The 21,019-nt window shown below is 72.5% G+C and carries 21 protein-coding genes; 10 read left to right on the top strand and 11 right to left on the bottom strand.

Translation table 11 applies throughout. The features are described 5' to 3' along the window. The first annotated feature begins 25 nt into the window (after positions 1-25). The 4 genes from OOZ19_RS05190 to OOZ19_RS05205 are packed head-to-tail and all read left to right on the top strand — an operon-like array spanning position 26 to position 3,277. Positions 26-1,288, top strand: a complete 1,263-nt coding sequence (locus tag OOZ19_RS05190; RefSeq protein WP_266088795.1) for a beta-ketoacyl-[acyl-carrier-protein] synthase family protein — start codon at positions 26-28, stop codon at positions 1,286-1,288. After that, positions 1,285-2,499, top strand: a complete 1,215-nt coding sequence (locus tag OOZ19_RS05195; protein ID WP_266088797.1) for a ketosynthase chain-length factor — start codon at positions 1,285-1,287, stop codon at positions 2,497-2,499. Before OOZ19_RS05190 ends, OOZ19_RS05195 begins: the two co-directional genes overlap by 4 nt. A gap of 60 nt (positions 2,500-2,559) precedes the next feature. Then, positions 2,560-2,805 carry an acyl carrier protein gene (locus OOZ19_RS05200; RefSeq protein WP_266088799.1) on the top strand — a complete coding sequence of 82 codons (246 nt, stop codon included), beginning with the start codon at positions 2,560-2,562 and terminating at the stop codon, positions 2,803-2,805. Position 2,806: 1 nt separating this feature from the next. After that, positions 2,807-3,277, top strand: coding sequence for an SRPBCC family protein (locus OOZ19_RS05205; RefSeq protein WP_266088800.1), 471 nt, complete (start codon positions 2,807-2,809; stop codon positions 3,275-3,277). A 203-nt stretch (positions 3,278-3,480) separates the two neighbouring features. Here the strand turns inward: OOZ19_RS05205 and OOZ19_RS05210 are convergent, their stop codons facing one another. Beyond that, on the bottom strand, positions 3,481-3,648 hold the full coding sequence (locus OOZ19_RS05210) for a hypothetical protein (protein ID WP_266088802.1): 168 nt from the start codon (positions 3,646-3,648) through the stop codon (positions 3,481-3,483). A 977-nt stretch (positions 3,649-4,625) separates the two neighbouring features. Here OOZ19_RS05210 and OOZ19_RS05215 point away from each other — a divergent pair. After that, positions 4,626-5,912, top strand: coding sequence for an MFS transporter (locus OOZ19_RS05215; protein ID WP_266088804.1), 1,287 nt, complete (start codon positions 4,626-4,628; stop codon positions 5,910-5,912). Positions 5,913-5,957: 45 nt separating this feature from the next. On the opposite strand, the gene OOZ19_RS05220 is transcribed toward OOZ19_RS05215, so the two are convergent. Next, positions 5,958-6,140: a hypothetical protein gene (locus OOZ19_RS05220; RefSeq protein ID WP_266088806.1), complete on the bottom strand. Its 183-nt coding sequence runs from the start codon at positions 6,138-6,140 to the stop codon at positions 5,958-5,960. Between the two features lie 109 nt (positions 6,141-6,249). Here OOZ19_RS05220 and OOZ19_RS05225 point away from each other — a divergent pair, with 109 nt between their 5' ends. The 5 genes from OOZ19_RS05225 to OOZ19_RS05245 all read left to right on the top strand — a co-directional run bounded on the left by OOZ19_RS05225 (position 6,250) and on the right by OOZ19_RS05245 (position 9,777). Next, positions 6,250-6,417 carry a hypothetical protein gene (locus OOZ19_RS05225; RefSeq protein ID WP_266088808.1) on the top strand — a complete coding sequence of 56 codons (168 nt, stop codon included), beginning with the start codon at positions 6,250-6,252 and terminating at the stop codon, positions 6,415-6,417. A 265-nt stretch (positions 6,418-6,682) separates the two neighbouring features. Then, the gene (locus tag OOZ19_RS30120; protein ID WP_416309394.1) at positions 6,683-6,976 is read left to right on the top strand and encodes a hypothetical protein; all 294 of its coding nucleotides are present in this window, start codon (positions 6,683-6,685) and stop codon (positions 6,974-6,976) included. 269 nt (positions 6,977-7,245) lie between these two features. Then, positions 7,246-8,133 carry an endo alpha-1,4 polygalactosaminidase gene (locus tag OOZ19_RS05235; RefSeq protein WP_266088810.1) on the top strand — a complete coding sequence of 296 codons (888 nt, stop codon included), beginning with the start codon at positions 7,246-7,248 and terminating at the stop codon, positions 8,131-8,133. A 115-nt stretch (positions 8,134-8,248) separates the two neighbouring features. Then, complete coding sequence (locus OOZ19_RS05240; protein ID WP_266088812.1) at positions 8,249-8,908, top strand: Crp/Fnr family transcriptional regulator; 660 nt, start codon at positions 8,249-8,251, stop codon at positions 8,906-8,908. A gap of 83 nt (positions 8,909-8,991) precedes the next feature. Then, positions 8,992-9,777 (top strand): hypothetical protein, encoded by a 786-nt coding sequence (locus OOZ19_RS05245; RefSeq protein WP_266088814.1) that lies wholly within the window; start codon positions 8,992-8,994, stop codon positions 9,775-9,777. Positions 9,778-9,816: 39 nt separating this feature from the next. Here OOZ19_RS05245 and OOZ19_RS05250 read toward each other — a convergent pair whose 3' ends face one another. The 9 genes from OOZ19_RS05250 to OOZ19_RS05290 form a co-directional block, all read right to left on the bottom strand. Next, positions 9,817-10,278: a carboxymuconolactone decarboxylase family protein gene (locus tag OOZ19_RS05250; RefSeq protein WP_266088816.1), complete on the bottom strand. Its 462-nt coding sequence runs from the start codon at positions 10,276-10,278 to the stop codon at positions 9,817-9,819. Further along, positions 10,275-11,918 carry a class I adenylate-forming enzyme family protein gene (locus OOZ19_RS05255; RefSeq protein ID WP_266088818.1) on the bottom strand — a complete coding sequence of 548 codons (1,644 nt, stop codon included), beginning with the start codon at positions 11,916-11,918 and terminating at the stop codon, positions 10,275-10,277. The genes OOZ19_RS05250 and OOZ19_RS05255 overlap by 4 nt, the downstream gene beginning before the upstream one ends. Continuing rightward, positions 11,915-13,588 (bottom strand): CoA transferase, encoded by a 1,674-nt coding sequence (locus OOZ19_RS05260; protein ID WP_266088820.1) that lies wholly within the window; start codon positions 13,586-13,588, stop codon positions 11,915-11,917. Before OOZ19_RS05260 ends, OOZ19_RS05255 begins: the two co-directional genes overlap by 4 nt. Continuing rightward, positions 13,585-14,370 (bottom strand): class I SAM-dependent methyltransferase, encoded by a 786-nt coding sequence (locus tag OOZ19_RS05265; RefSeq protein WP_266088822.1) that lies wholly within the window; start codon positions 14,368-14,370, stop codon positions 13,585-13,587. The genes OOZ19_RS05260 and OOZ19_RS05265 overlap by 4 nt, the downstream gene beginning before the upstream one ends. Before the next feature lie 197 nt (positions 14,371-14,567). Further along, the gene (locus tag OOZ19_RS05270; protein WP_266088870.1) at positions 14,568-16,142 is read right to left on the bottom strand and encodes a class I adenylate-forming enzyme family protein; all 1,575 of its coding nucleotides are present in this window, start codon (positions 16,140-16,142) and stop codon (positions 14,568-14,570) included. Between the two features lies 1 nt (position 16,143). Next, on the bottom strand, positions 16,144-17,514 hold the full coding sequence (locus OOZ19_RS05275) for an NAD(P)/FAD-dependent oxidoreductase (RefSeq protein WP_266088824.1): 1,371 nt from the start codon (positions 17,512-17,514) through the stop codon (positions 16,144-16,146). Beyond that, a complete protein-coding gene (locus tag OOZ19_RS05280; protein ID WP_266088826.1) occupies positions 17,511-18,497 on the bottom strand; it encodes a UbiA family prenyltransferase in 987 nt (328 codons plus the stop codon). Before OOZ19_RS05280 ends, OOZ19_RS05275 begins: the two co-directional genes overlap by 4 nt. Positions 18,498-18,517: 20 nt before the next feature. Beyond that, the gene (locus OOZ19_RS05285; protein ID WP_266088828.1) at positions 18,518-19,672 is read right to left on the bottom strand and encodes a DegT/DnrJ/EryC1/StrS family aminotransferase; all 1,155 of its coding nucleotides are present in this window, start codon (positions 19,670-19,672) and stop codon (positions 18,518-18,520) included. Then, entirely contained in the window at positions 19,672-20,895 is a 1,224-nt protein-coding gene (locus OOZ19_RS05290) for a DegT/DnrJ/EryC1/StrS family aminotransferase (RefSeq protein WP_266088830.1), read from the bottom strand. Before OOZ19_RS05290 ends, OOZ19_RS05285 begins: the two co-directional genes overlap by 1 nt. Positions 20,896-21,019: the final 124 nt, after the last annotated feature.

Genomic DNA, 21,019 nt, shown 5'->3' on the forward strand with positions numbered 1-21,019 from the left:
GCCGTCGCGCGGACGGGCGGGCGAGATGAGCGGCGCGGATCGGCGGGTCGTGCTCACCGGCATGGGAGTGCGGGTCCCCGGCGGACACGCGACGGCGGGATTCTGGGACCTGCTCACCACCGACCGCACGGCCACCCGCACCATCACCGCGTTCGACCCGGCGCCGTTTCGCTCCCGGGTCGCCGCGGAGGTCGACTTCGACGCCCGCGCGGAGGGCTTCACCGCGCGTCAGGCCGCCGAGTGGGACCGGGTGACCTCGTTCGCGGTGGCCTGCGCCCGCGACGCCGTCCGGGACAGCGGGCTGGACCTCGCGCGGCCGGACCCGGCGGACGTGGCGGTGAGCATCGGCAGCGCGGTCGGCTCCACCATTGGCCTGGACCGCGACTACCAGCGGGTGTCCTCGCTCGGCTCGACCTGGCTCGTCGACCACGCGCTGGCCTCCCCGCGGTTGCGGGACTACCAGGTGCCCTCGGCCATCGCCCGCGAAGTCGCCTGGGAGACCGGGGCGGAAGGCCCCGTCACGCTGATCTCCACCGGCTGCACCTCCGGACTGGACGCCGTCGGGCACGGCACCGAGCTGATCCGCGACGGGCGGGCCGAGATCGTCATCGCGGGGGCCGCCGACGCGCCGATCTCGCCGATCACCGTCGCCTGCTTCGACGCCATCAAGGCGACGTCGGCGAACAACGCCGACCCGGCGCACGCGGCGCGGCCGTTCGACCGGCGCCGGGACGGGTTCGTGCTGGGGGAGGGCGCCGCCGTGTTCGTCCTGGAGGAACGCGCCGCGGCACTCCGGCGCGGCGCGCGGGTGCACGCCGAGATCACCGGATTCGCCGGTCGCTGCAACGCCTTCCACATGACGGGCCTGCGACCCGACGGCCGCGAACTGTCCTGGGCGATCACCGCGGCGCTGCGCGAAGCGGGCCTCGAACGCGTCGACTACGTCAACGCTCACGGTTCGGGCACCAAGCAGAACGACCGGCACGAGACCGCGGCGATCAAGCGCAGCCTGGGCGCCGCCGCGCACCAGGTCCCGATCAGCTCGATCAAGTCGAAGGTGGGGCATTCGCTGGGCGCGATCGGCTCGATCGAGATCGCGGCCTGCGCGTTGGCCCTGCGGCACGGCGTGATCCCCCCGACGGCGAACCTCGTCGAACCCGATCCGGAGTGCGACCTGGACTACGTGCCGGGCGATCCGCGCGAGGCGGAGCTGAACGCGGTGCTCAGCGTGGGGAGCGGTTTCGGCGGGTTCCAGAGCGCCGTGGTGCTGACCAGGGGGGACCGATGAGCCGGGACGACGCGGCGTGGGTGACCGGGATGGGAGCGGTGGCGCCCAACGGCATCGGCGTGGAGGACTACTGGGACGCGACGCTGCAAGGCCGCAGCGGCCTGTACCCGATCAGCCGGTTCGACGCCTCCGCGTACCCGGTCCGGGTGGCGGGCGAAGTGCTCGACTTCGACGCGTCCCGCTACCTGTCGCCGCGCCTGCTCGCGCAGACCGACCGCATGACGCGGTACGCGCTGGCCGCCGCGGATTGGGCCGTGGCCGACGCCGAAGTGCTCCCCGGACTCGGCGCGGACCTGGGTGTGGTCACGGCCGCCGCCGCGGGCGGTTTCGAGTTCGGCCAGCGAGAACTGGGCAAGCTGTGGGGCGAGGGTCCGGACCGGGTCAGCGCGTACCAGTCGTTCGCCTGGTTCTACGCGGTGAACACCGGCCAGATCTCGATCCGCCACGGACTGCGCGGCAACTCCTCGGTGCTCGTCTCCGGACAGGCCGGTGGCCTGGACGCGGTGGCGCAGTCCGCGCGGATGGTGCGCAAGGGCACGAACTCGTTGATGCTCACCGGCGGCTTCGAGGCTTCGGTGTGCCCGTGGGGTTTGGCCGCGCAGTGCGTGATGGGAGGTGCGAGCACCGAGCCGGATCCGAGGTGGGCGTACCGGCCCTTCGACGAGCACGCCACGGGATCGGTGCCCGGTGAAGGTGGCGCGGCGCTGGTCGTGGAGTCCGCGGCGGGAGCCGTCGAGCGAGGTGCGCGGCGGGTGTACGGCCGGATCACCGGGCACGCCGCGACGTTCGACCCGCCGCCGGGGAGCGGGCGGGAGCCGGGGTTGGCGCGGGCGATCCGGCTGGCCCTGCGGGACGGCGCGGTGCCCGTGGGCGAGGTGGACGCGGTGTTCGCCGACGCGGACGGCTCGCCGGACCGGGACCGGGCGGAGATCGACGCGCTCAGCGAGGTGTTCGGGGTGGCGGGGGTGCCGGTCGCCGCGCCGAAGAGCATGACCGGGCGGCTGGACTCAGGAGGCGCGCCGCTGGACGTGGTCGCGGCGCTGCTGTCGCTGCGCGACGGCGTGCTGCCGCCGACGATCGGCGCCCGCTCGGTCCCCCCGGAGCTGGACCTGGTGCTGGACGCGCCGCGCGAACTGCCGCTGCGCACCGTGCTCGTGCTGGCTCGCGGGCACGGCGGGTTCAACTCCGCGCTGGTGCTGAGCGCGGTGTGAACGGGTCGAGCCGCGCCGGCCCCGGCGCGGCCGGGGAAACGGGATTCGAGGAGGCAGTTGATGAGGCTGACGCAGGCCGATCTGGTGAGCGCGATCCGCTCCGCCGCAGGCGATTCCGAACTGGTCGATCTGGACGGCGACGTCCTGGATCTCCGCTTCGACGAGCTCGGGTACGACTCGCTCGCGCTGCTGGAAGTGGCGGCGACGCTGCGGCGGACCCACGGGATCACGGTTCCCGACGACACCGCCGTCGAGCTCGGCACGCCCGCCGAGCTGCTCCGGTTCGTGAACGAGGGGGTGCGTTGACGTGGCGCGGACGGACAACTCCGTGACGGTGCGGGCACCGCTGCCCCTGGTGTGGGACATGACCAACGACGTGGAGTCCTGGCCCGAGCTGTTCGCCGAGTACGCCCGGTCCGAGGTGCTGCGCCGCGACGGCGACACCATCGACTTCCGCCTCACCACCCGCCCGGACGCCGAGGGCAGGTCGTGGAGCTGGGTGTCGCGCCGGGTGCTCGACGTGCACGGGCGAACCGTGCGGGCGCGCCGGCTGGAGACCGGCCCGTTCGAGCGCATGGATCTGCACTGGACCTACCAGGAGGTCGAGGCGGGCACGGTGCTGCGCTGGGTGCAGGAGTTCACCATGCGGGCGGACGCCCCGTTCGACGACGCGGCGATGACCGCCCGCATCAACAAGATGACGCGGACGAACATGGACCGGGTCAAAGCCGTCATCGAGAAGGCGGCGGGCACCGGCGGGGGCGCCGCACCGCGCTGAGGAGGTCGTCGTCGAGCCGTCGGCGCATCGGGGCGGGTGGCGGCTTCCTCGCTGCCCCCGGTCAGGTGTGGCGCGATTTCTCAGGTGGCACCCCTGCGCCACGAAAACCGCGGTCCTCGCGAGGAAGCCGCTGGGAACCCGCGAGCACGCGTCATCCGGCGCGCCACCACGGTCGGCTCAGCGCTCCACAGTGGAGCCGACGATCAGGGCGTGGTCCACCGCTGGTCGTGCGAGTCCGGCTTGTCGTCGGTCTTGAAGTTGCGGCGCAGCGACACGCTGACCAGCTTCTCCAGCAGGGACAGGGCCTGCCCCAGGCGGTCGTCCGGCAGCTGGTCGACCAATTCGTGCAGCATCGTTCGTTCTTCCCTCACGAGCGAGAGGGTAAGGGACCGAGATCGTCTCATCGACATCGGTCCCGGTATCGCCGCCGGTCGGGCGTGGCGTGCGCACCACTGTGGCCGGTCGGAAGTGCGGCGACGGGCTGTCGTGGCACGGAAAACGCAGCACTTGATCAGTTAAGATCTCGCTGCGGTCCGGTTCCTCCGCAGGTCGACGGCGGTGCGGCGTGCTCGGTCGGCGCGAGGTCCACTATGGATCTTGATCAACTTCGGTCGGATCGACGTGCGAGGTTCCGCGCGCGACCGGCCGGGTCTGCCCGGGAGGGCTCCGCGGTCCTCTTGGTGGGCGCTTCTCGCATGGTTTCGCCACCGGTTCGCGCTGTGTTCAACGGGGGCGTGCGGATTTGTTCGTGGATGACGCATCGCGTCGGGTAAGTGAATTTGCGGAAACGGCGATGATGTGCGGATTCGGCGCATGATGTTTCACTTCTGAATTCAAGGGGTGGTCGCCGATCGTCTGCGCCGATCGCGGCGCGAGCCGGACTCTGGGGCGTGACGCGACGTCGTATCAGTGCAGGTGATCGGCTGCCGGGGCTGGTCCGGCGCGGCAGGCGATCCGAAAATGCGAATCCGATTCGGGTGGTTCCGCGACGGTATCTTGGCTCGATGAGCGGTCTCTTTTCCCGGTGGTTTTGATCCGAGGGTGTGACGGCCCTGGATTTCGGCACTTCGCTGTGGTTAGCGTGGACCCGCGCGGAAGCGATCATCGCAGAACTCCCGGACGAGAGCGGCGAAATGCGCCGCCGGATCCGGGTGTGCCCGAAACCGGAACGACGACGCCGTCGTGCGATCTCCGCTCGATCCGCGCAGCGGGCGACCTCGCCCGTCATCGCATCGCGCCCAGCCCGCGATTCCCGCCGAGGACCCGACATCCGGCCGAGCCGCCGCTCGGTCGGGTCGGCGCGGCGTGGGCGGTGCGCAGTGCACGACCGGTGACCGGAGGAGGCTCGATGAGCGAGGACGTGGCCCGGCCCGCCCGGCCGGGTGCCGTGGTGCGACCGCGCCGAGCGGGCTCCGGGGCGTTCATGACCGCGATGGTCATCGACACCCTCGGCGCCGGGGTGTGGGTCACCTTCTCGCTGCTCTACTTCACCGACGGCCGCGGCATGGAGCTGTCCACGGCCGGTGCCGCGCTCAGCACGGGCTCGCTGACCGCGCTGGTGCTCAGCGGGCTGGCCGTCGGCACGTTCACCGACCGGTTCGGCCCCTACCCGGCGGCCACCCTGAGCTGCGCGATCCGCGCCCTGGTGTTCCCCGCGTACCTGTGGGCCGACACCCCCGTCGCGGTGGCGATGATCGCGTTCGGGGTGAGCCTCGGCGACCGGCTCTACTGGGCCGCCCACGGCGGTCTCGTCGCCGGTGTCGCCCGCGACGAGCAGGCGCGTCGCGGGATGTTCGCGCTGCTCAACAGTTTGCGCACCCTCGGGTTCGGGCTCGGGGCGTTGGCGGTCGCGGTGGGCGCGGCGCTCGAACACCGGGTGGGGCCGGTGTTCTGGACGATGATCCCGCTGCTCAACGCGGTCGGCTTCGCGCTGTCCGGCTACCTGTTCTGGCGTCTCGGCGCCCGCTCCGTCCGGGTGCGCGAGCCCGGGGTCGTGCGAGGCGGGCGGGGGTATCGCGGAGTCTTCGCCGACGGGCGCTTCCTCGCGTTCACCGGGGCCACGCTCGCGCTCACCCTCGCCAGCGTCGCGTTCGACTCGATCCTGCCGATCTACCTGCGCTGGCTGGGCATGCCGCTGTGGCTGCCGCCGGTGGCGTACGTGCTCTCGTGCGTGGCGATCCCGGCGTTCCAGCCCGTCGCGCTGTGGTGGGGCCGCAGGCGGGATCCGATGCGGTTGATGGCGCAGGCCGCGGCGCTGCTGGCAGTGGCGCTCGGCGGTTTCCTGCTGCTCGGAGGTTGCGGCCCCTCGGCCGCGGTGCCGGTGATGGCGGTGCTGATCCTGCTGTTCAGCCTGGGGGAGGCGTTGTTCGGCGCCGTCGCGATGGTCATCGTGCTCGGGTTCGCGGGCGGGGCGGATTCGGGCCGCTACGGCGCCTGCTACCAGCTGGTGTGGGGCGTGTCGGCCGCGATCGGGCCCGGCCTGCACACGCTGCTGTTCGCCGTGTCCGGCGCGGCGCCGTGGGTGGTGCTGTCGATCGCGCTGTCGGGGGCGGCCCTCGTCTACGAGCACCTGGCCCGGACCGCGGAACCGGTCGTCGAGGACCGCCCCGCCCGGGTGGACGTGGCGTCCCGGTGAAGGGGGTGCGGTCCGCGGGAGCACCGGCCGCGCCGGCGAGTTACGTCAGCGTCCTTCGCGGGCGAGACCGGCGATCTCGACCGGGGCTACGACCGCGAGCGCCGCGGCCACGTCGGCTCTGCCGTGCGCCGCTATCAGCACGTGCAGGTGGGAGGCGGCGACATCCGGATCCTGCGGGGCCTGCTCGTCGACCAGCCAGCGGACTTGATCGACCAATCCGTCGTGCATCGCACACTCCCTGCGTCGTCGGTGGGGCGCAGGTGTGACCTCGGCGCGCGAGAGGCATGACGGTGAGCCGCGCCGGACCCACCCTTCGGGTGGACTTGAGGCGAATTCCTTGACCAGCAAGCAGGAATCTGGCGTCAGGCGGCGGAACGTGCGCTGGCTGGAATCGGTGGACAAGCTGCGCCGCATCGCCGAGGAGACCGACGCCGAGGTCATCTTCGGCCACGACGCCGAGCAGGCCGAGACCTTGCCGTTCGCCCCGGACGGCGAGTTCCGCTGAGCGGTTCCTCCTGAACGACTGCGCGGCGGGGCGGGTGGGGGAACCTCAGCGGCTTCCTCGCTTTCCTCGATCCGATGTGGCGCGATTTCCGGTCCGATGCACGGCGACATCGGTGTCCGCGCGGGGAGGCAGCTGGAATCCCGCCGCGGTTCCGGTTGCTCGAGCCGGTCACCGCTCAGCGGCGGAACCGCTGACCCGACGGAGATCGAAAACTTCTGCGAGGCCTCGCGAGCAAGCCGTCCGGAAAGACTCCTAGGAGGCGGGCATGACCGAGTACCGGCACGAATCGGTGTTCACCTGGGGTGCGACGCCGTTGAAGTTCGGCGCGGGAGCGGCCGACGAGATCGGCTGGGACCGGGCGCAGCTCGGGGCGCGGCGGGTGCTGGTGGTGACCGACCGGTGTGCCCGGAGTGCGGTGGCGCCCCGCGCCGACGGCCGTCGGCGGTGCGGCTCGGCGGGGTGGCCACGCCGGGACCGAGCCGAGAGGAAGCGCCGAAGAGCTGGCGCGCGACCGGCGGCGGCGATCGCGATGCGGTCCGCCACTGGCACCGCGAGATGACCCGGCGGGAAGAGCTGGAGCGGAAGTACCCGGAGTGGGCGGGCGATCGGCGCCCGGTCATCGCGCACGAAGGGCGGTTCGCCGCCAAGCCCCTGCGCGCGGGGGCCCGCTCCCCGAGGTGGACGGGCCGAGTTCGGCGTAGGTGTCCGGGTGGGCGAGTGCAGATGCTCCGTGCGCACCACGGCAATCGGTGATCATCGCGGTAATGTCCCGGCCGAGCGCCGCGGCGGATCGCGCCGGGGCACCGGAATCTGTGAGGACCGGCTCTGATGAGGAACCACTGCGGCCCGACGGTTCGACGGCTGCGCGCGCTGGCGGTGATCGGTGCGGGCGCGGTCGTGCTCGCCGCCTGCGGTACGACGGCGGGCACGGGGGAGTCCCCGGCGGTCCGGCCGGTATCGGCGACCCAGGACACCGCTCCCGCGTTCTCCGTCCCGCCTGCCGACGGCGTGCTGGACTACCAGCTCGGCGGCGCGTACCCGCCGCCCGAGGGCGTCACGGTGGTGGCCCGGGACAGCACGGCGGAACCGGCAGCGGGACTGCACAACATCTGCTACGTCAACGGTTTCCAGTCCCAGCCCGGCGATCGGGAGCTGTGGCTGGGCGAGCGCCGGGACCTGGTGCTCTCCGGGCCCGACGGTGAGCCGGTGAGCGATCCGGGCTGGCCCGACGAACTCATCTTGGACACTTCCACCGAGCAGCACCGCACCCGTCTCGCCGAGATCATCGGCGAATCCGTCGAGGGCTGCGCGGCGCGCGGCTTCGACTCCGTGGAGCTGGACAACCTGGACTCCTACAGCAGGTCGGCGGATCTGCTGACCGAGGACGACAACCTGGCGATGGCGAAGCTGCTGGCCGACGTCGCGCACGGATCCGGGCTCGCCGTGGCGCAGAAGAACGCCGCCGAACTCGGCGCCCGCGGCAAGGACGAGGCGGGATTCGACTTCGCCATCACCGAGAGCTGCCACCGGTGGGAGGAGTGCGCCGACTACGCGGCGGTCTACGGCGGCGGCGTGCTCGACGTCGAGTACGCCGACGACCTGCGCGGCACCTTCCCGGAGGTCTGCGCCGACCCGGCGACCCCGGCGACCACGACCCTGCGCGACCACGACCTGGTCGGCCCGGACGATCCCGCCCACGTCTTCGACCACTGCTGAACCGCCCGCTCCGCCCGGCATATTCCAGTGGGTGATTGGGCCGAGAGAGTGGCTCCGGTGCTCCCCTGGAGTGGATGATCGAAATGCGGGGGCACTTCTTGGAGAATCCTCGATCGTGAGTAGTCCTCGAGCAAGTGACGGCGAACGGCTCCTCCAAGGCGCGGGCGCGCTCCTCGCGTTCCACCGCGACGATCGGCTGATGACCGCGGGTGAACCGGCGACCGACGTGCTGCTCATCGGGCAGGGGCTGGTCAAGATCGTGCTGCCGGACGCCGAGGGCGGGCAGCCGGTGGCGGGGGTGTCCGGGCCGGGCGATCTGCTCGGGGAGATGGGCGCCGTGCACGCGCGGCCCCGGACCGCGAGCGTGGTCGCGTTGAGCGCGGGACACGCGTGGCGGGTGTCGGCGGAGGTGTTCCGCGACATGCAGGACCGGGCGGCCGTGCGCGACCTGCTCAACGAGACGTGGCGCAAGCGCCAGGAGAACTTCGACGATCGGCAGGTCGCGCAGAGCCGCGGCGTGCTCACCAGGGTCGCCGTGCACCTGCTGAAGTGGGCGGAGCACTTCGGGCGACCCACCGGCTCGGGACGGCGCGTGGACGGGCTGACGCAGCTGGACATCGCCGGAGTCGTCGCCGCCTCGCCGAAGCAGGTCGAATCGGCGCTGAGTCAGCTGCGCCAGGCCCGGCTGATCAGCACCGGCCGCCGGACGTTCACCGTCCTCGACGCCCCGGGCGTGCGGGACCTGATCCGCGGCAACCGGGGCGGCGATCACTAGTTCTCCCGGATATCAGGGAACGCGGCTCCGGTGATCTCTCCAGACTGTGTGACTTCACGTAGTCACCCATCTGGAGGTATGCAGTGTCGCTGGTCCCTGAGAACCGAACGTTGTTCGCCGTCGACGTGGTCGATTCCGCGAGCAACCGCGGGTACCACACCGAGGCGATCGCCCCGGCCGTCGCCGGCCTGGTGGACACCGCGTTGCACCACAGCGGTCTCGGCGCGGCGGACGTGCTCGACCGGGAATCGACCGGAGACGGCGTGCTGCTCACGCTGCCCGGCTCGCACCTGGGCGCGGTGCTCGACGCCGCCGAGTACCTGGATCGGGCCGCCGCCCGGCGCAACCGGCGGAGCAAGCCGGAGATCCGGCTGCGCATCGCCGTCGACACCGGCCCGGTGGGCGTGGTTCCCGGTTACTACCCGGCGAAGACGGCGCTCACCCGGATGCTGGACGCGCCCGGGTTCAAGGAGCTGATCGCGCGCTGCCGCGAGATCGGCGACTCCGACGAGGTGAACACCGCGCTGATCGTGTCCGATCACGCGAAGCGGATCGCCTTCAGCGGCGACCACCTGCGGGTGCTGCGCGAAGGGGAGTTCGGCCGGTTGCCGGTGCGGAACAAGGAGTACGCCGCCGAGGCGTGGGTGCGGGTCGCCGACTTCGACTCGCGCAGCGTCGCGGTGCACATCGCGACGCTCGCCGCCGAACCGAAAGCCGGAGCGGGATCGGCGGCCGAGACCGGAGCCGTCGACTCGCGCGCGCTGCCCGAGGTGTCGAACAACGTCGTGAACGTGATGGGCGGACACGCCCGGAACTCCTTCCAGGCCGGTGTGGTCTACGGCGATGTCCACAATGGACGGCCGCGGTGACCATCGATCCGGAGGGCCGCCGCTGAACGCCGCGCTCGCTCAGTTCGCGGACGGCCGGATGCCGATCGAGAGGCGGTTGAAGGTGTTGATCAGGGTGATCGTCCACATCAGGTGCGCGAGCTGCGACCGGTCGAAGTGCTCCTCGGCGGGCCGGTAGTGCTCGTCGGGGACCTGGCCGCCGGGCAACCGCGTGACGGATTCGGTGAGCAGCAGCGCCGCCCGCTCGTGCCCGGCGAACCGCGGCGACTCCGCCCAAGTGGGGAGCTCCGCCAGGCGCTGCTCGGTCTCCCCGTTCTCGAGGGCCTGCCGCGAGTGCAGCGCCATGCAGAACTCGCACCCGTTGAGCTGCGAGGCGCGCAGCCGCACCAGTTCGAGCAGGATCGGATCCAACCCGGACTCCTGCGCGTCGGCACTGGATCCCGCGGCGAGCCGGTGCAGGGCGCTGAGGTGCTGCGGGGTGAGCTGGTCCAGGTCGAGGCGGGTCGTGCTGGAGGTGGTCATCGGATTTCCCCTGGGGCGTTGGTGTGCTGGTGTTCGGTGGCGAGCGCGGTGACGGTGCGGCGGCACACCTTCCCGGTGGGGGCCAGCGGCAGTTCCGGCAGCACCACCAGGAGTTCGGGCAGTTTGCGGCGTTCCAGCCCGCGATCGGCTTCGAGGAACGCGGTGAGCTCGGGCAGCGTGGGTTCGGCGGTGCCGGGGGTGTGGCTCAGGCAGGCGCACAGCCGCTCGCCTAGATCGTCGTCCGGCACCCCCACGCAGGCGACGTCGACGACGGACGGGTGCGCCGCGATCTCGCGTTCGACCTCGGCGGGGCTGATGTGGTAGCCGCCGCGGGACACGACCTGGCGCAACCTGCCCAGCACGTGCAACCGGCCGAACTCGTCGATCACCCCGCGGTCGCCGCTGCGCACCCAGCCGTCGGGGGTGCGGTAGCGGGCGTCGAGTTCGGGGTCGGCGACGTAGCTCAGCGGCGTCATGGGGCCGCGCGCGAGGATCTCGCCGCTCGTACCGGTGGCCACGTCGCGCCCGGCTTCGTCGACGATGCGGATCTCCGCGACCGACGGGTCGGGGAGCCCGGCGCCAGGAGCGTCAGGAGCGCGGGCGGTGTGGCAGTTGATGCCGTCGGAGGACCCGTACACGCTGATCACGGGAGCTCCGAAGCGCTCCGCGGCGGCCCGGCGGGTCACCTCGGACAGCGGGGCGGCGCTGGAGACGACCGTGGTGACGCTGGAGAGGTCCTCGGCCGGGACCGGCGGGTGGTCGGCGAGGCGGCGCAGCATCGTCGGCACGCCGAACACGTGGCTCGGGCGGTGCCGGGCGACCAGCTCCAGCGCCGTGGCCGTCTCGTAGCGCTCGGCCAGCACGAGGGTCGCGCCGAGCGCGGCGACCGCCACGTGGGTCGCGCACGAACCGTACGAGGAGGCCAGCGACATCAGCATCAGCGCTCGCATCGGCCGGTCCGGCCGCACCGCCTCCGCGAGGGCGCGCACGTAGTTCGCGCGGCCACCGCACATCGCGTTGTGCGAGTAGGCGATCATCTTCGGTTCCGCTTCGGAGCCCGACGTGACGAGGATCCGCACCGGCGCTTCCGCGTCCTGCGGTCGGGCGGCCCAGCGCGCGGGCGGGGCGTCGTCCAGCGAGCGCGGCCCGGATTCCCCCGCGCCGAACGTGAAGATCCGGCGCAGGCACGGGAGCGTGCGCGCGTCCTCGGCGTCGTCGACGGACCCGAAGATGGCCGCCGCCGCGCGGGATCGGCCCAGCAGGCTGCGGGTGTCCCGGCCGCCCCGGCCCGCCGGGTAGGCGAGCACGACCGCGCCGACGGCGGCGACGGCGAGTTCGGCGACGACCAGGCGCCGTCCGTTGGGCATCCGGATGCCGACGATGTCGCCGGGACCGATGCCCGCCCCGGCCAGCGCGACGGCGATCCGGTCGACCTCGCGGTCCAGGCCCGCGTAGTCGAGCACCCCTCCGGCGGCGTCGACGACGGCGTCCCGGTGCGGGTGGGCGGCGACCCGCTCGCGGAACAGGGCGTGCACGTCGCGGTCCGGGCAGTGCCCGGCGCGCACCCAGCGCTCGCGCAGCGCGGGCGGGACGAGGTCACCGATCGGGATCCCGGTCTCGGACAGCGGGTCGTGGGTCATGAGAACTCCCAAGGGGGAAACGGGAACAGGTGCTCGGCGCGGCCCAGCGCGGCGCGGAAACGGGAGTCGGCCGCGAGGTCGCGCAGGTCCGTGCACACCGGGGTGAGCTCCACGCCCACCTCCGCGCCCCGGCGCACCCAGGTCTCGGTGGGCTGCGCACGGCACCGGCCGACGATGTCGTCCGCCTCGGAACCGAACACGGAACTCGCGATGCCGGGGTCGACCTCCCGCGGCAGCACCAGGAAACCGTCCGCCGTCCGAAGTGGACCTGACCACGGGGCGGATCCGCGTCGTGCGGGCCGGGGCACGATGCTCGCGGCGGACAGCAGCGACGTGTCCACCCGCGACCCCTCGCCGGTGCGCACCCGCCGCAGCAGTCCCTCCAGCACGCCGCAGGCGCACACGAGTCCGCCGAGCACATCGGTCAGCGTCATCAGCGAGGGCGCCGCGGGCGTGCCGAGCGGGGTCAGCGCCGCGGCCAGCCCGCTGCCGGCCTGCACCAGGAAATCGGTGCCCAGCGGCGGATTCGGCCCCGCCGCGTCGCCCCAACCGGACGCCCACGCGTAGACCAGGCCGGGACTGCCGCGCACCAGGTCGTCGGCGTCCAGGCCGAGCTGCGCGGCCTTGCCCGGCGCCCAGTTGTGCACGAACACCTCCGCGTCCGCGACCAGGTCGTGCAGCTCGCGCCGCCCGGCGGCCGACTTGATGTCCACCTCGACGATCCGCTTGCCGTCGTTGAGCGAGCGGTAGCGCACCGAACAGTCACCGGCCATCGGCGCCAAGCCGCGCATCGGGTCACCGCCGGGAGGTTCGACGCGGATCACCTCCGCGCCGAGCATCCGCAGCACGTGCCCGACCACCGGCCCCTGGATCCGCCGGGTCGATTCGACGACGACGATCCCCTCCAGCGGTGCACAGGCCGGAACGCTCCAGTCCCGCGCCGGTGCCGCGAGCAGCGGAGTGCTGGTGCAGGCCGGGACCTCCCAGGGCGAGGACGGGTCCTCGCGCACCGGCAGCACCGCGACCCCGGAATCCGCCGCCGCCGCGCGCACGTCGGCGTACCGGGTGCGGCCGATGACGTCGTGCAACGCGGCGGGCAACGCGCAGCGCGCGGTTCCGAAGCGCTGCTGGAACGGCCACCACCCGCGCGCGATGACGGGTGTCTCCGCACCCAGCGCCTGCCAGAAGCGCAGCCACGGTTCCGCGTCGAGCGTCTCCAGTTCGCAGCGGACCCCGTCGGAGGTGGTGAACGGCGGGCGCACGCCGTCCGCCGGGTGCGGGTCGTCTTCCGGATCGATGTCCGCGACCGCGAGGTACTGCTGCACGCTGAGCAGCGCGGCCTGGGCCACCGACGTGCGCACCTCGGTGCGGCGGGCCCCGCGGGCGCGGGCGATCGCCGCGGCCAGCGTGCCCTGCGCCGCCAGCACCCCGGCGACGACCGAGGCGTAGTCCACGCTCAGCGCGGCGGGGAGCCCGGCGGCCCGGCCGTGCACGTGCATGATGCCGCAGGCCGCCTGCACGGCCGCCTCGTCCGGAAGCGGCGCCCGCACCGGGCCGGACCAGTCGATCTCGCAGCGGACGGCGCCATCGGAGACGGCACCGGCCAGCCGCGCGTGGACGTCCGCGGCCACCCCCGCCACCGCTCGACCCGACACCGGGGCGGTGCTCACCGGCCGACCTTCCGGCCGTGCACCGAGTACATCAGGCTCGACGTCGCGCGGAACTCCGGGTGCAGCATCACGGCCCGCACCCGCACCAGCTCGGCCTCGGTCATCCCGGTGGCCAGCAGCCGGTCCCACAGGTGGTCGAGGCGGTGCACCAGCAACCGCAGGTCGGCGGAACCCCGGTGCCGCAACTGCACGTGCGGCCTCGGGTCGACGTCGACCAGACCGGCCCGGCGCATCGCCAGCGGAACCCGGCGTCCCCACTCCTCGTCCACCCCGGCGGAGCGCATCACCGCGGCCTTCGCGGCGAGGAACTTCTCGTAGAGGAGTGCGGACTCCTCGTCGGCGGCGAGCAGCAGCGGCTCGTAGGAGGTGTCGAACTCGTCGATCTGCAACCAGCCGCCCGGTTTCAGCGAGCGCACCAGCTTGGCCAGCACCGACTGCCGCTGGGGCAGGTGCCGCAGCACCAGCCGGGCCACCACCAGGTCGAAGCTCTCCTCAGGCAGCGGATCGGTCACCACGTCGTGCTCGCGCACCAGCAGGTTCCCGCGCGACTCCAGCATCGGCTGCAGGTCGGTCGTCAGCACGCTGCCCGTGGGCGCTACCCGATTCGCCAGCCACACCGAGACGTCGCCCGCGCCCGCCCCCACTTCGAGGCAGTGCCACCCGGCACCGACTCCGGTCTTGGCCAGCCGCGCCAAGGTGAGCGGATCGTGCGCCGCGCTCAGGCAGCGGTGCCAGTCCTCCTCGTGCGCGTGCCGAACGTCGAACACGTAGGCGCCGGTCACCACCGCCCCCTTCTCCCTCGTCGAAGCCGTTTCACGGGTGGTCGCCGGCGGCGAAGCCCCGGCACGCGGCCGATTCCCAGCGGTTCCCTCGCGGGGACGGCGATCTCGCGCGGAGCAGCCGCTCGACAGATCGGTCCCGCAGCGGGGGAACCGCTGGGGCACCGCTACCCGACCCCCTGCGTCACCCCCGGACGGATCTAGGTCCAACGACCCGATCCAGGCTGGTCAGTGTCACCCGTCAGCTGTTCGAGCAGCAGTGCTCGCCGCACCTTGCCGGTGCCGGTGCGCGGGACCTGATCCCAGGTCAGCAGTACCGGTTCCTGCATCGTCGGCAGCCCGCGGATCGCCCGGCGCCACGCACCGGCAGGGAGCGCGCCGTCGGCGGTCACCACCACCGGCAGCGGCTGCTCACCCGGCCGCCCGAGCACCACGCACTCCTGCGCCTGGGCGATCCGGTCCTCCAGGACGTCCTCGGTCTCCAGGCAGCTCAGCTGCGGGGTCCGGTCCACTTCGCGGTCCAGCAACGAGATGTGGCCGTCGCGGTGGTGCACGCCGATGTCGCCGGTGTTCCACCACGGGCCGCGCCGCTTCGCCTCCCAGCGCTCGGATTCGCCGGGGTAGTCCAAGCAGCGCGCGGCGGTGCGCGCGAGCACCAGGCCGGGGTCGCCGCGCCGAACCGGTTCGAAGGTGTCCGGGTCCACCACGCGCAGCCGGGTCCGCCCCGGCACCGGCCAGCCCAGGTGCCGCGCGGAGGAGCTCTTCGCGCCGTTGAGCGAGCGGCGGGTGTGGAAGCGGAAGGTCAGCGGCCCGGTCTCCGTCTGCCCCCACCCTTGCATCCACAGCGGACTCCGGTGGGCGGAGGCGTTCAGGAAGGTGCGGACGGTGGGCGGGTGCACCGCGTCGTAGGTGCTGATGAACAGCCGCACCCGGCGGAACGGGTTGTCCAGCCGCTCGGTCAGCGGCCGGAACCCCACGTACGTGGCGGGCAGCGCCTCCACGATCGTCGGCGGGTGAGCCCGCAGCACCGGATCGGCCAGGTCCGGTTCCGGTCGGCTGAGGACGACCAGGTCCCGTGGCGCCATGCTCAGCGCCACCGCCGTCCAGCAGAACGTCCGCCCGTGCGCGTAGGAGCTCGCGTTGACCACCGTGTCGTCCGGGCGCACCCCGATCCGCGGCATCCGGGTCGATTCGAACCGGGCCAGCTGCCCGATGATCGTGCGGGTGGAGTGCACGACGAGCTTCGGCACGCCGGTCGTGCCGGAGGTGTGGTTGATCACCAGCGGTTCGTCGTCCGGGCGCAGCCGGGGCGCGGGAGCGGGCTGCCCGCGCACGTCGTCCAACGACAGCGCGCCCGGTGCGTACCCGTCGAGCAGCAAGGTGGTGCGGGCCGCGGAGACCAGGTCGAGCCCGTCCTCCGCGCAGCTCGCGGCCACCCCGCCGGAGGTGACCAGCACCGTCGCGTCCAGCCGCTTGAGCAGCTGCTCCAGCGCGGCCGTCGACAGGTGCGCCGAGAGCTGCGCGGGGATCGCGCCGATGCGCACCGCCGCGCACGCCAGCAGGTCGTAGTCCCAGTGGTTGTCCTTCACGATCGCCACCCGGTCACCCCGCCCGGCCCCGGCCGCCGCCAGCCACCCGGCCGCGGTGCGCACCAGTTCGGCCAGCTCGTCCACCGCGTACGTCGACCCGCCGTCCGGTGCGATGTCGAACGGCCGGTCCAGCCGCACCGTCGTCGCGGTGTGCCGCCGCGCGCACTCGTCGAACAGGACACCCATGTCATGCGGTTTCAACGCGTCGGCTCCTAGCCTGGGTCGGGATGCTCAGCGGTGCGCGCAGCCTGCTCAGCACGCGCGAGGCTGCGAGCGCGCCCGCGCGCACGGCGCCTTCGCTCGCGGGGCGCAACATCACCCAGTCCCCGGCGTAGTCGACGGGGCGCAGTCGGCGAGCCATGAACCGGGAGCGCAGTCCCAGCGCCGCGGGCGTGGCCTCCGGCAGGCCGTGCGGGTGGCGGTGCACGAAGTTGCGGCGGTTCGCCGCGGGCAGGTCGGGCAGGTACCGGGCCGCGGCGCCGGTGAGCCGGGCGATGATCTCCTCATCGGGCAGTCCCAGCAGGTCCGCGGTGGTCGCGGGGTTCGGCATCAGGGTCAGCAGTCCCGCTCCGGCGGGCGCCCGGTCCGGGTGCTTCTGTTGGTCGAACAGGATCGCCGAGAGCACGTCCTCCTCGGCCTGCGAGGTCAGCAGCACGTACGGCGGGGAGCCGCCGGCCGGTGCCAGCGGCCGGTCCAGCAGGCAGCTCACCTTGAGCGCGGGGGTGAACGAGCACGCGCGCAGGAACTCGCCCTCCGCCTCCGGTGCTCCCGGGTGCAACCGGGCCGCCACCGGTGCGGGCACGCACAGCAGCACCGAACGCGCGGTGACGCTCTCCGGACCGACCTGCAGCCGGGCCGAGTTCCCGGTGGAGACCACCTGGTGCACCTCCTGCCCGGTCCGGACGTCGAGCCGGTCCGCGAGCCGTCGCGCCAAGGTGTCCATGCCGCCGCGGTAGGTCCGCCAACTGGAGGCGTCACCGACGGCCAGCAGCAGCGAGAGCATCACCGCCGCCGAGGACCGCTCGGTGTCCCAGCCGAAGAAGGTGCCCGCGACCGGCTGCAGCAGGTAGTCGTGCACGTCGGGGTGGAAGCGGCGGGCGAACTCGGCGACCGTGGTGTCCGCCAGCGGGGTGCACTGCGGGTCGTCGGTGTCGAACTCGCCGCGCCGCCGCGCCAGCCACAGCTGGAACTTGGCGAGGTCGACCCTGGCCAGCGGGGAGAGCCCGGCGCCGGTGAGCAGGCCGCGCGGGTCGGCGACCCCGGCGTGCGCCCGCCCGTCCCGCCACATCGCGATCGGGCTCTTGATCAGCGGGACCTCGTGTTCGGGAATTCCCATCCGGGCCAGCAGTTCCCACGTCGCGCGGTAGCCGCGAGGGGAGAGCTGCTCGGCCCCGGCGTCGATCGTGTATCCGTCGACCCGAACGCTCGCGGTCCGGCCGCCGACGTGGTCGGAGGACTCGTACACGCGGACGTCGAGCCCGGAGCGGGAGAGCTCGGTCGCGGCGGCGAGCCCGGCCATGCCCGCTCCCACCACCGCGACGTCCAGTTCGGTGCTCATCGGGCGAGCCCCCCGGCGAGTCCGAGGGTGATCAGCAGGTTCGCCACGACCAGCAGCAGCACGTACGTCCGGTGCACGCGGAATCCGAGCCTGCGCGCGCGCATGATGTCGTGCGCCCGGAAACCGAGGTGGTACTGCCGGGCGCGCAGCGCGCTCGCCGGCAGCAGCAGCACCACGAACCACCACGGCGCCACCCCGGTGAGCGAGGCACCGAGCACCAGCAGGAACTCGCCGAGCGACAACGCGCCGATGAACAGGGCGTTGCCGCGCGCGGTGGTCAGCGCGGCCACGGTCGGGCGGCCGACGCCCCGGTCGCCTTCGACGTCGTTGGTGTTGGAGTACACCCCGAACATCAGCGGCCCGAGGCCGAACAGCACCGCCTGCACCAGCAGGAAGCCGGAGAACTCGCCGGTGGCCAGCCCGTACGGGGCGAGCACCAGGACCGTGCCCAGCGCGACCAGGAACGCCTCCTGGAAGCCGTGGTAGCTGAGCTTGAGCCCGTAGGAGTACTGCAAGGCGATCGCGAAGGTCACCGCGATCACCACGATCGTCCACATAGGACGATGCGGGGCGAGCGCGACGGCCCCGCCCCACAGCAGCGCCCCGGCGCCCGCCGCGGCCCAACCGAACCGCAGCGCCTCCCGCTCGGTGAGCGTGCCCGCGACCAGCGGCTTGCGCAGCTTCTTGCGCAGCGGGTCGTTCGGCCCGTAGTTGGCGATGTCGCTGCCATCGCGGAATCCGGTCACGTCGTCGAACGAGACCAGCGCGACGAGCGTGCACACCTCACCGAGCAGGAACAGCAGCAGCATCGGCAGCGAACCGGCCCCGACCGCGGCCAGCGGCAGCACGGCGGCGGCCACCACCAGGATGCTCAGGTAGTAGTCGTAGACGTCGAGCTTGCCCAGTCGCGCGTAGCTGCGGGCCTTGCTCTCCGGGCTCCTGGCGTCGAGATGCCTCGGTGCGGCGTGCAGTTCGCTGGTCATCGTGTCGGGGCGCTCCTCGTTCAGCATGCGGGGACGCCCGGCGCCGTGGCGCGCGGGCGGTGGCGGACGAACTCGCGGACGGCATCGGCGATCCGGGTGACCTCGGAGTCCGTCAGGTGCGGGTAGATCGGCAGGGCCAGGATGCGGGCGCTGGCGTGCTCGGCGTTCGGCCAGCGCTCGTCCGCCGGGGCGTAGGGCAGGAACGCCGCCTGGTACGGCAGGGCGAGCGGGTAGTACACGTGCGAGCCGATGCCGTGCTCCGCGAGGTACTCCCGCAGCACGTCGCGCTCCTCGGCGAGCACGCTGTAGACGTAGTGGCAGCGGCCGTTGCGGCCCGGCGGGGGCGCGAGGACGCCGTGCTCGGCGAGAGGGGCGAACCGCTCGGTGTAGTGCTCGGCGATCTGGGCCCGCCGTTCGAGCCGGGCGGGGAAGCCCGCGTACCGGTAGCGCTGGAACGCGGCCTGGATCTCGTCGAACCTGCTGTTGGTGCCGACGGCCTGGTGCACGAAGCGTTCCTGCTGCCCGTGGTTGCGCAGCATGCGCAGCCGTCGGCCCAGCGCCGGGTCGCGGGTCACCACGGCGCCGCCTTCACCCGGCATGCCGAACGACTTGACCTGGACGAACGAGTACACGCCGGCTTCGCCCCACAGCCCGGCGGCAGTGCCGTTGAGCACGGCTCCTTGCGCCACCGCGGAGTCCTCGATCAGCCGCAGGTCGTGGCTCGCGGCCAGCTCGGTGAACTTGGGCATGTCGGCCATGATCGAGAACATGTGCGCGGGCATGATCGCCTTGGTGCGGTGGGTGGTGCGCCGCCGCGCCGACTCCGGGTCCAGCACGAGGGTGCGCGGATCGATGTCGGCGAACACCGGTGTGGCCCCCACGTCCACCACCGAGGCCGCCAGCGGCGCGCAGCCGAACGCGGGCACCACGACCTCGTCGCCGGGGCCGATGTCCATCGCGCGCAGCACCAGCCCGAGCGCGGAGGTGGCGCTGCCGCAGGCGACCACGTCGGCCGCACCGAGATCGTCGCGCAGCATTTCCTCGAAATCCCGAGTGTGCTCACCCAGGATGAACTTCTGTCGGGGATCTCGACCGATGTCCTGGATCACGTCCAACATGACCTTGCGATCGTGTTCGAACAGATCCGGTGGGAAGAACGGAATCTCGGAACGCATCACGCGCACCTCCCGGAAAAGAACGCGCGCACCGCGGAGCACACCCGATCGAGTTGTCCGAGGGTGAGGTCCGGGTACAGCGGAAGGGCCACCGCGCGTTCCGCCGCCGCTTCCGCGCGGGGCAGCACGGCGCCCGCGGAATCCAGCCCGCGGAAGCACGGCTGCCGGTGCAGGGGAATGGGGTAGTAGGTTTCGGTGCCGATTTCCGCGCGGGCCAACCATTCGACGAGTTCGTCGCGGCGTTCGACCTCGATCAGGTAGACGTAGAACACGCTCACCGACCCCGGCCCGCGATCGACGACTTCCGGCAGCCGCACGATCCCGGGGGTGCCGGCGAGGCGCTCCCGGTAGGCCTCCGCCAGCTGCGCGCGCCGGGCGATCTCCTGGTCCAGGCCGGGCAGCTTCGCGAGCAGGACCGCGGCCTGGATGTCGTCCATCTTGCTGTTGGTGCCCGGCCGCGCGGTCTCGGTGGAGATGCCGGGGAAGTGGTCCAGGGTGTGGCCGAACCGCCCGTGGTGGCGCAGCCCGGACACGACTTCGGCCACCCGCGGATCATCGGTGATCACGGCCCCGGCGTCGCCGATCGCGCCGAGCGTCTTGGTGGGGAAGAACGAGAGCACGCCACCCGTCCCGTGCAGGCCGGCGTGCACCCCGACCTGGCGCATCCCGATCGCCTCGGCGCTGTCCTCCAGCACCGTCAGCCCCCGCCGGGCGGCCACCCGGGACAGCGCGCTCATGTCGGCCATCTGGCTGAACAGGTGCGTCGGCATCACGAACCTGGTCCGCGGGCCCGCGACCCGGTCGACCTCGGCCGGGTCCAGCGCGTAGGTCACCGGGTCGACGTCGGCGAACACCGGTGTTCCGCCCGCGAGCACCACCGAGCTCGCGGTGGCGATGAAGGAGTAGGCCGGGACGATGACCTCGTCACCGGGCCGGAGGCCGAGCGCGCGCAGCAGCAGGACCAGCGCGTCGGTGCCGCTGTTGACGCCGATCGCGTACCGGGCTCCGGTGTAGTCGGCGATGCCCCGCTCGAGCTCGCCGACCTGCTTGCCGTGGGAGAACTTGCCGTTGTCGAAGACCTCTTCGACGCGAGCGCTGATGTCCGGCCAGAGCCGGTCGAAAGTGCGGGCTTGCGAGAAGAATGGAACGGGCGCGGAAGTGTCCGGCAGGCTCGATAATTCCCGCGCCCCGGCGTCGTTCGCACCGCGGGACACGATGGTCAACTCCTGGATAATGGGGTGAGGTATTCGGCTGGTGAACCTAGCTCAACGTCGTCTCAGCCCGGAAGCCCGTCGCGGGATCGCGAGCGTTTTTCATCCTTTTCGGTGATCATCGGATCGGAGTCTC

Origin of the sequence: Saccharopolyspora sp. NFXS83, from assembly GCF_026241095.1 — a bacterium.
Classification (GTDB): domain Bacteria; phylum Actinomycetota; class Actinomycetes; order Mycobacteriales; family Pseudonocardiaceae; genus Saccharopolyspora_C.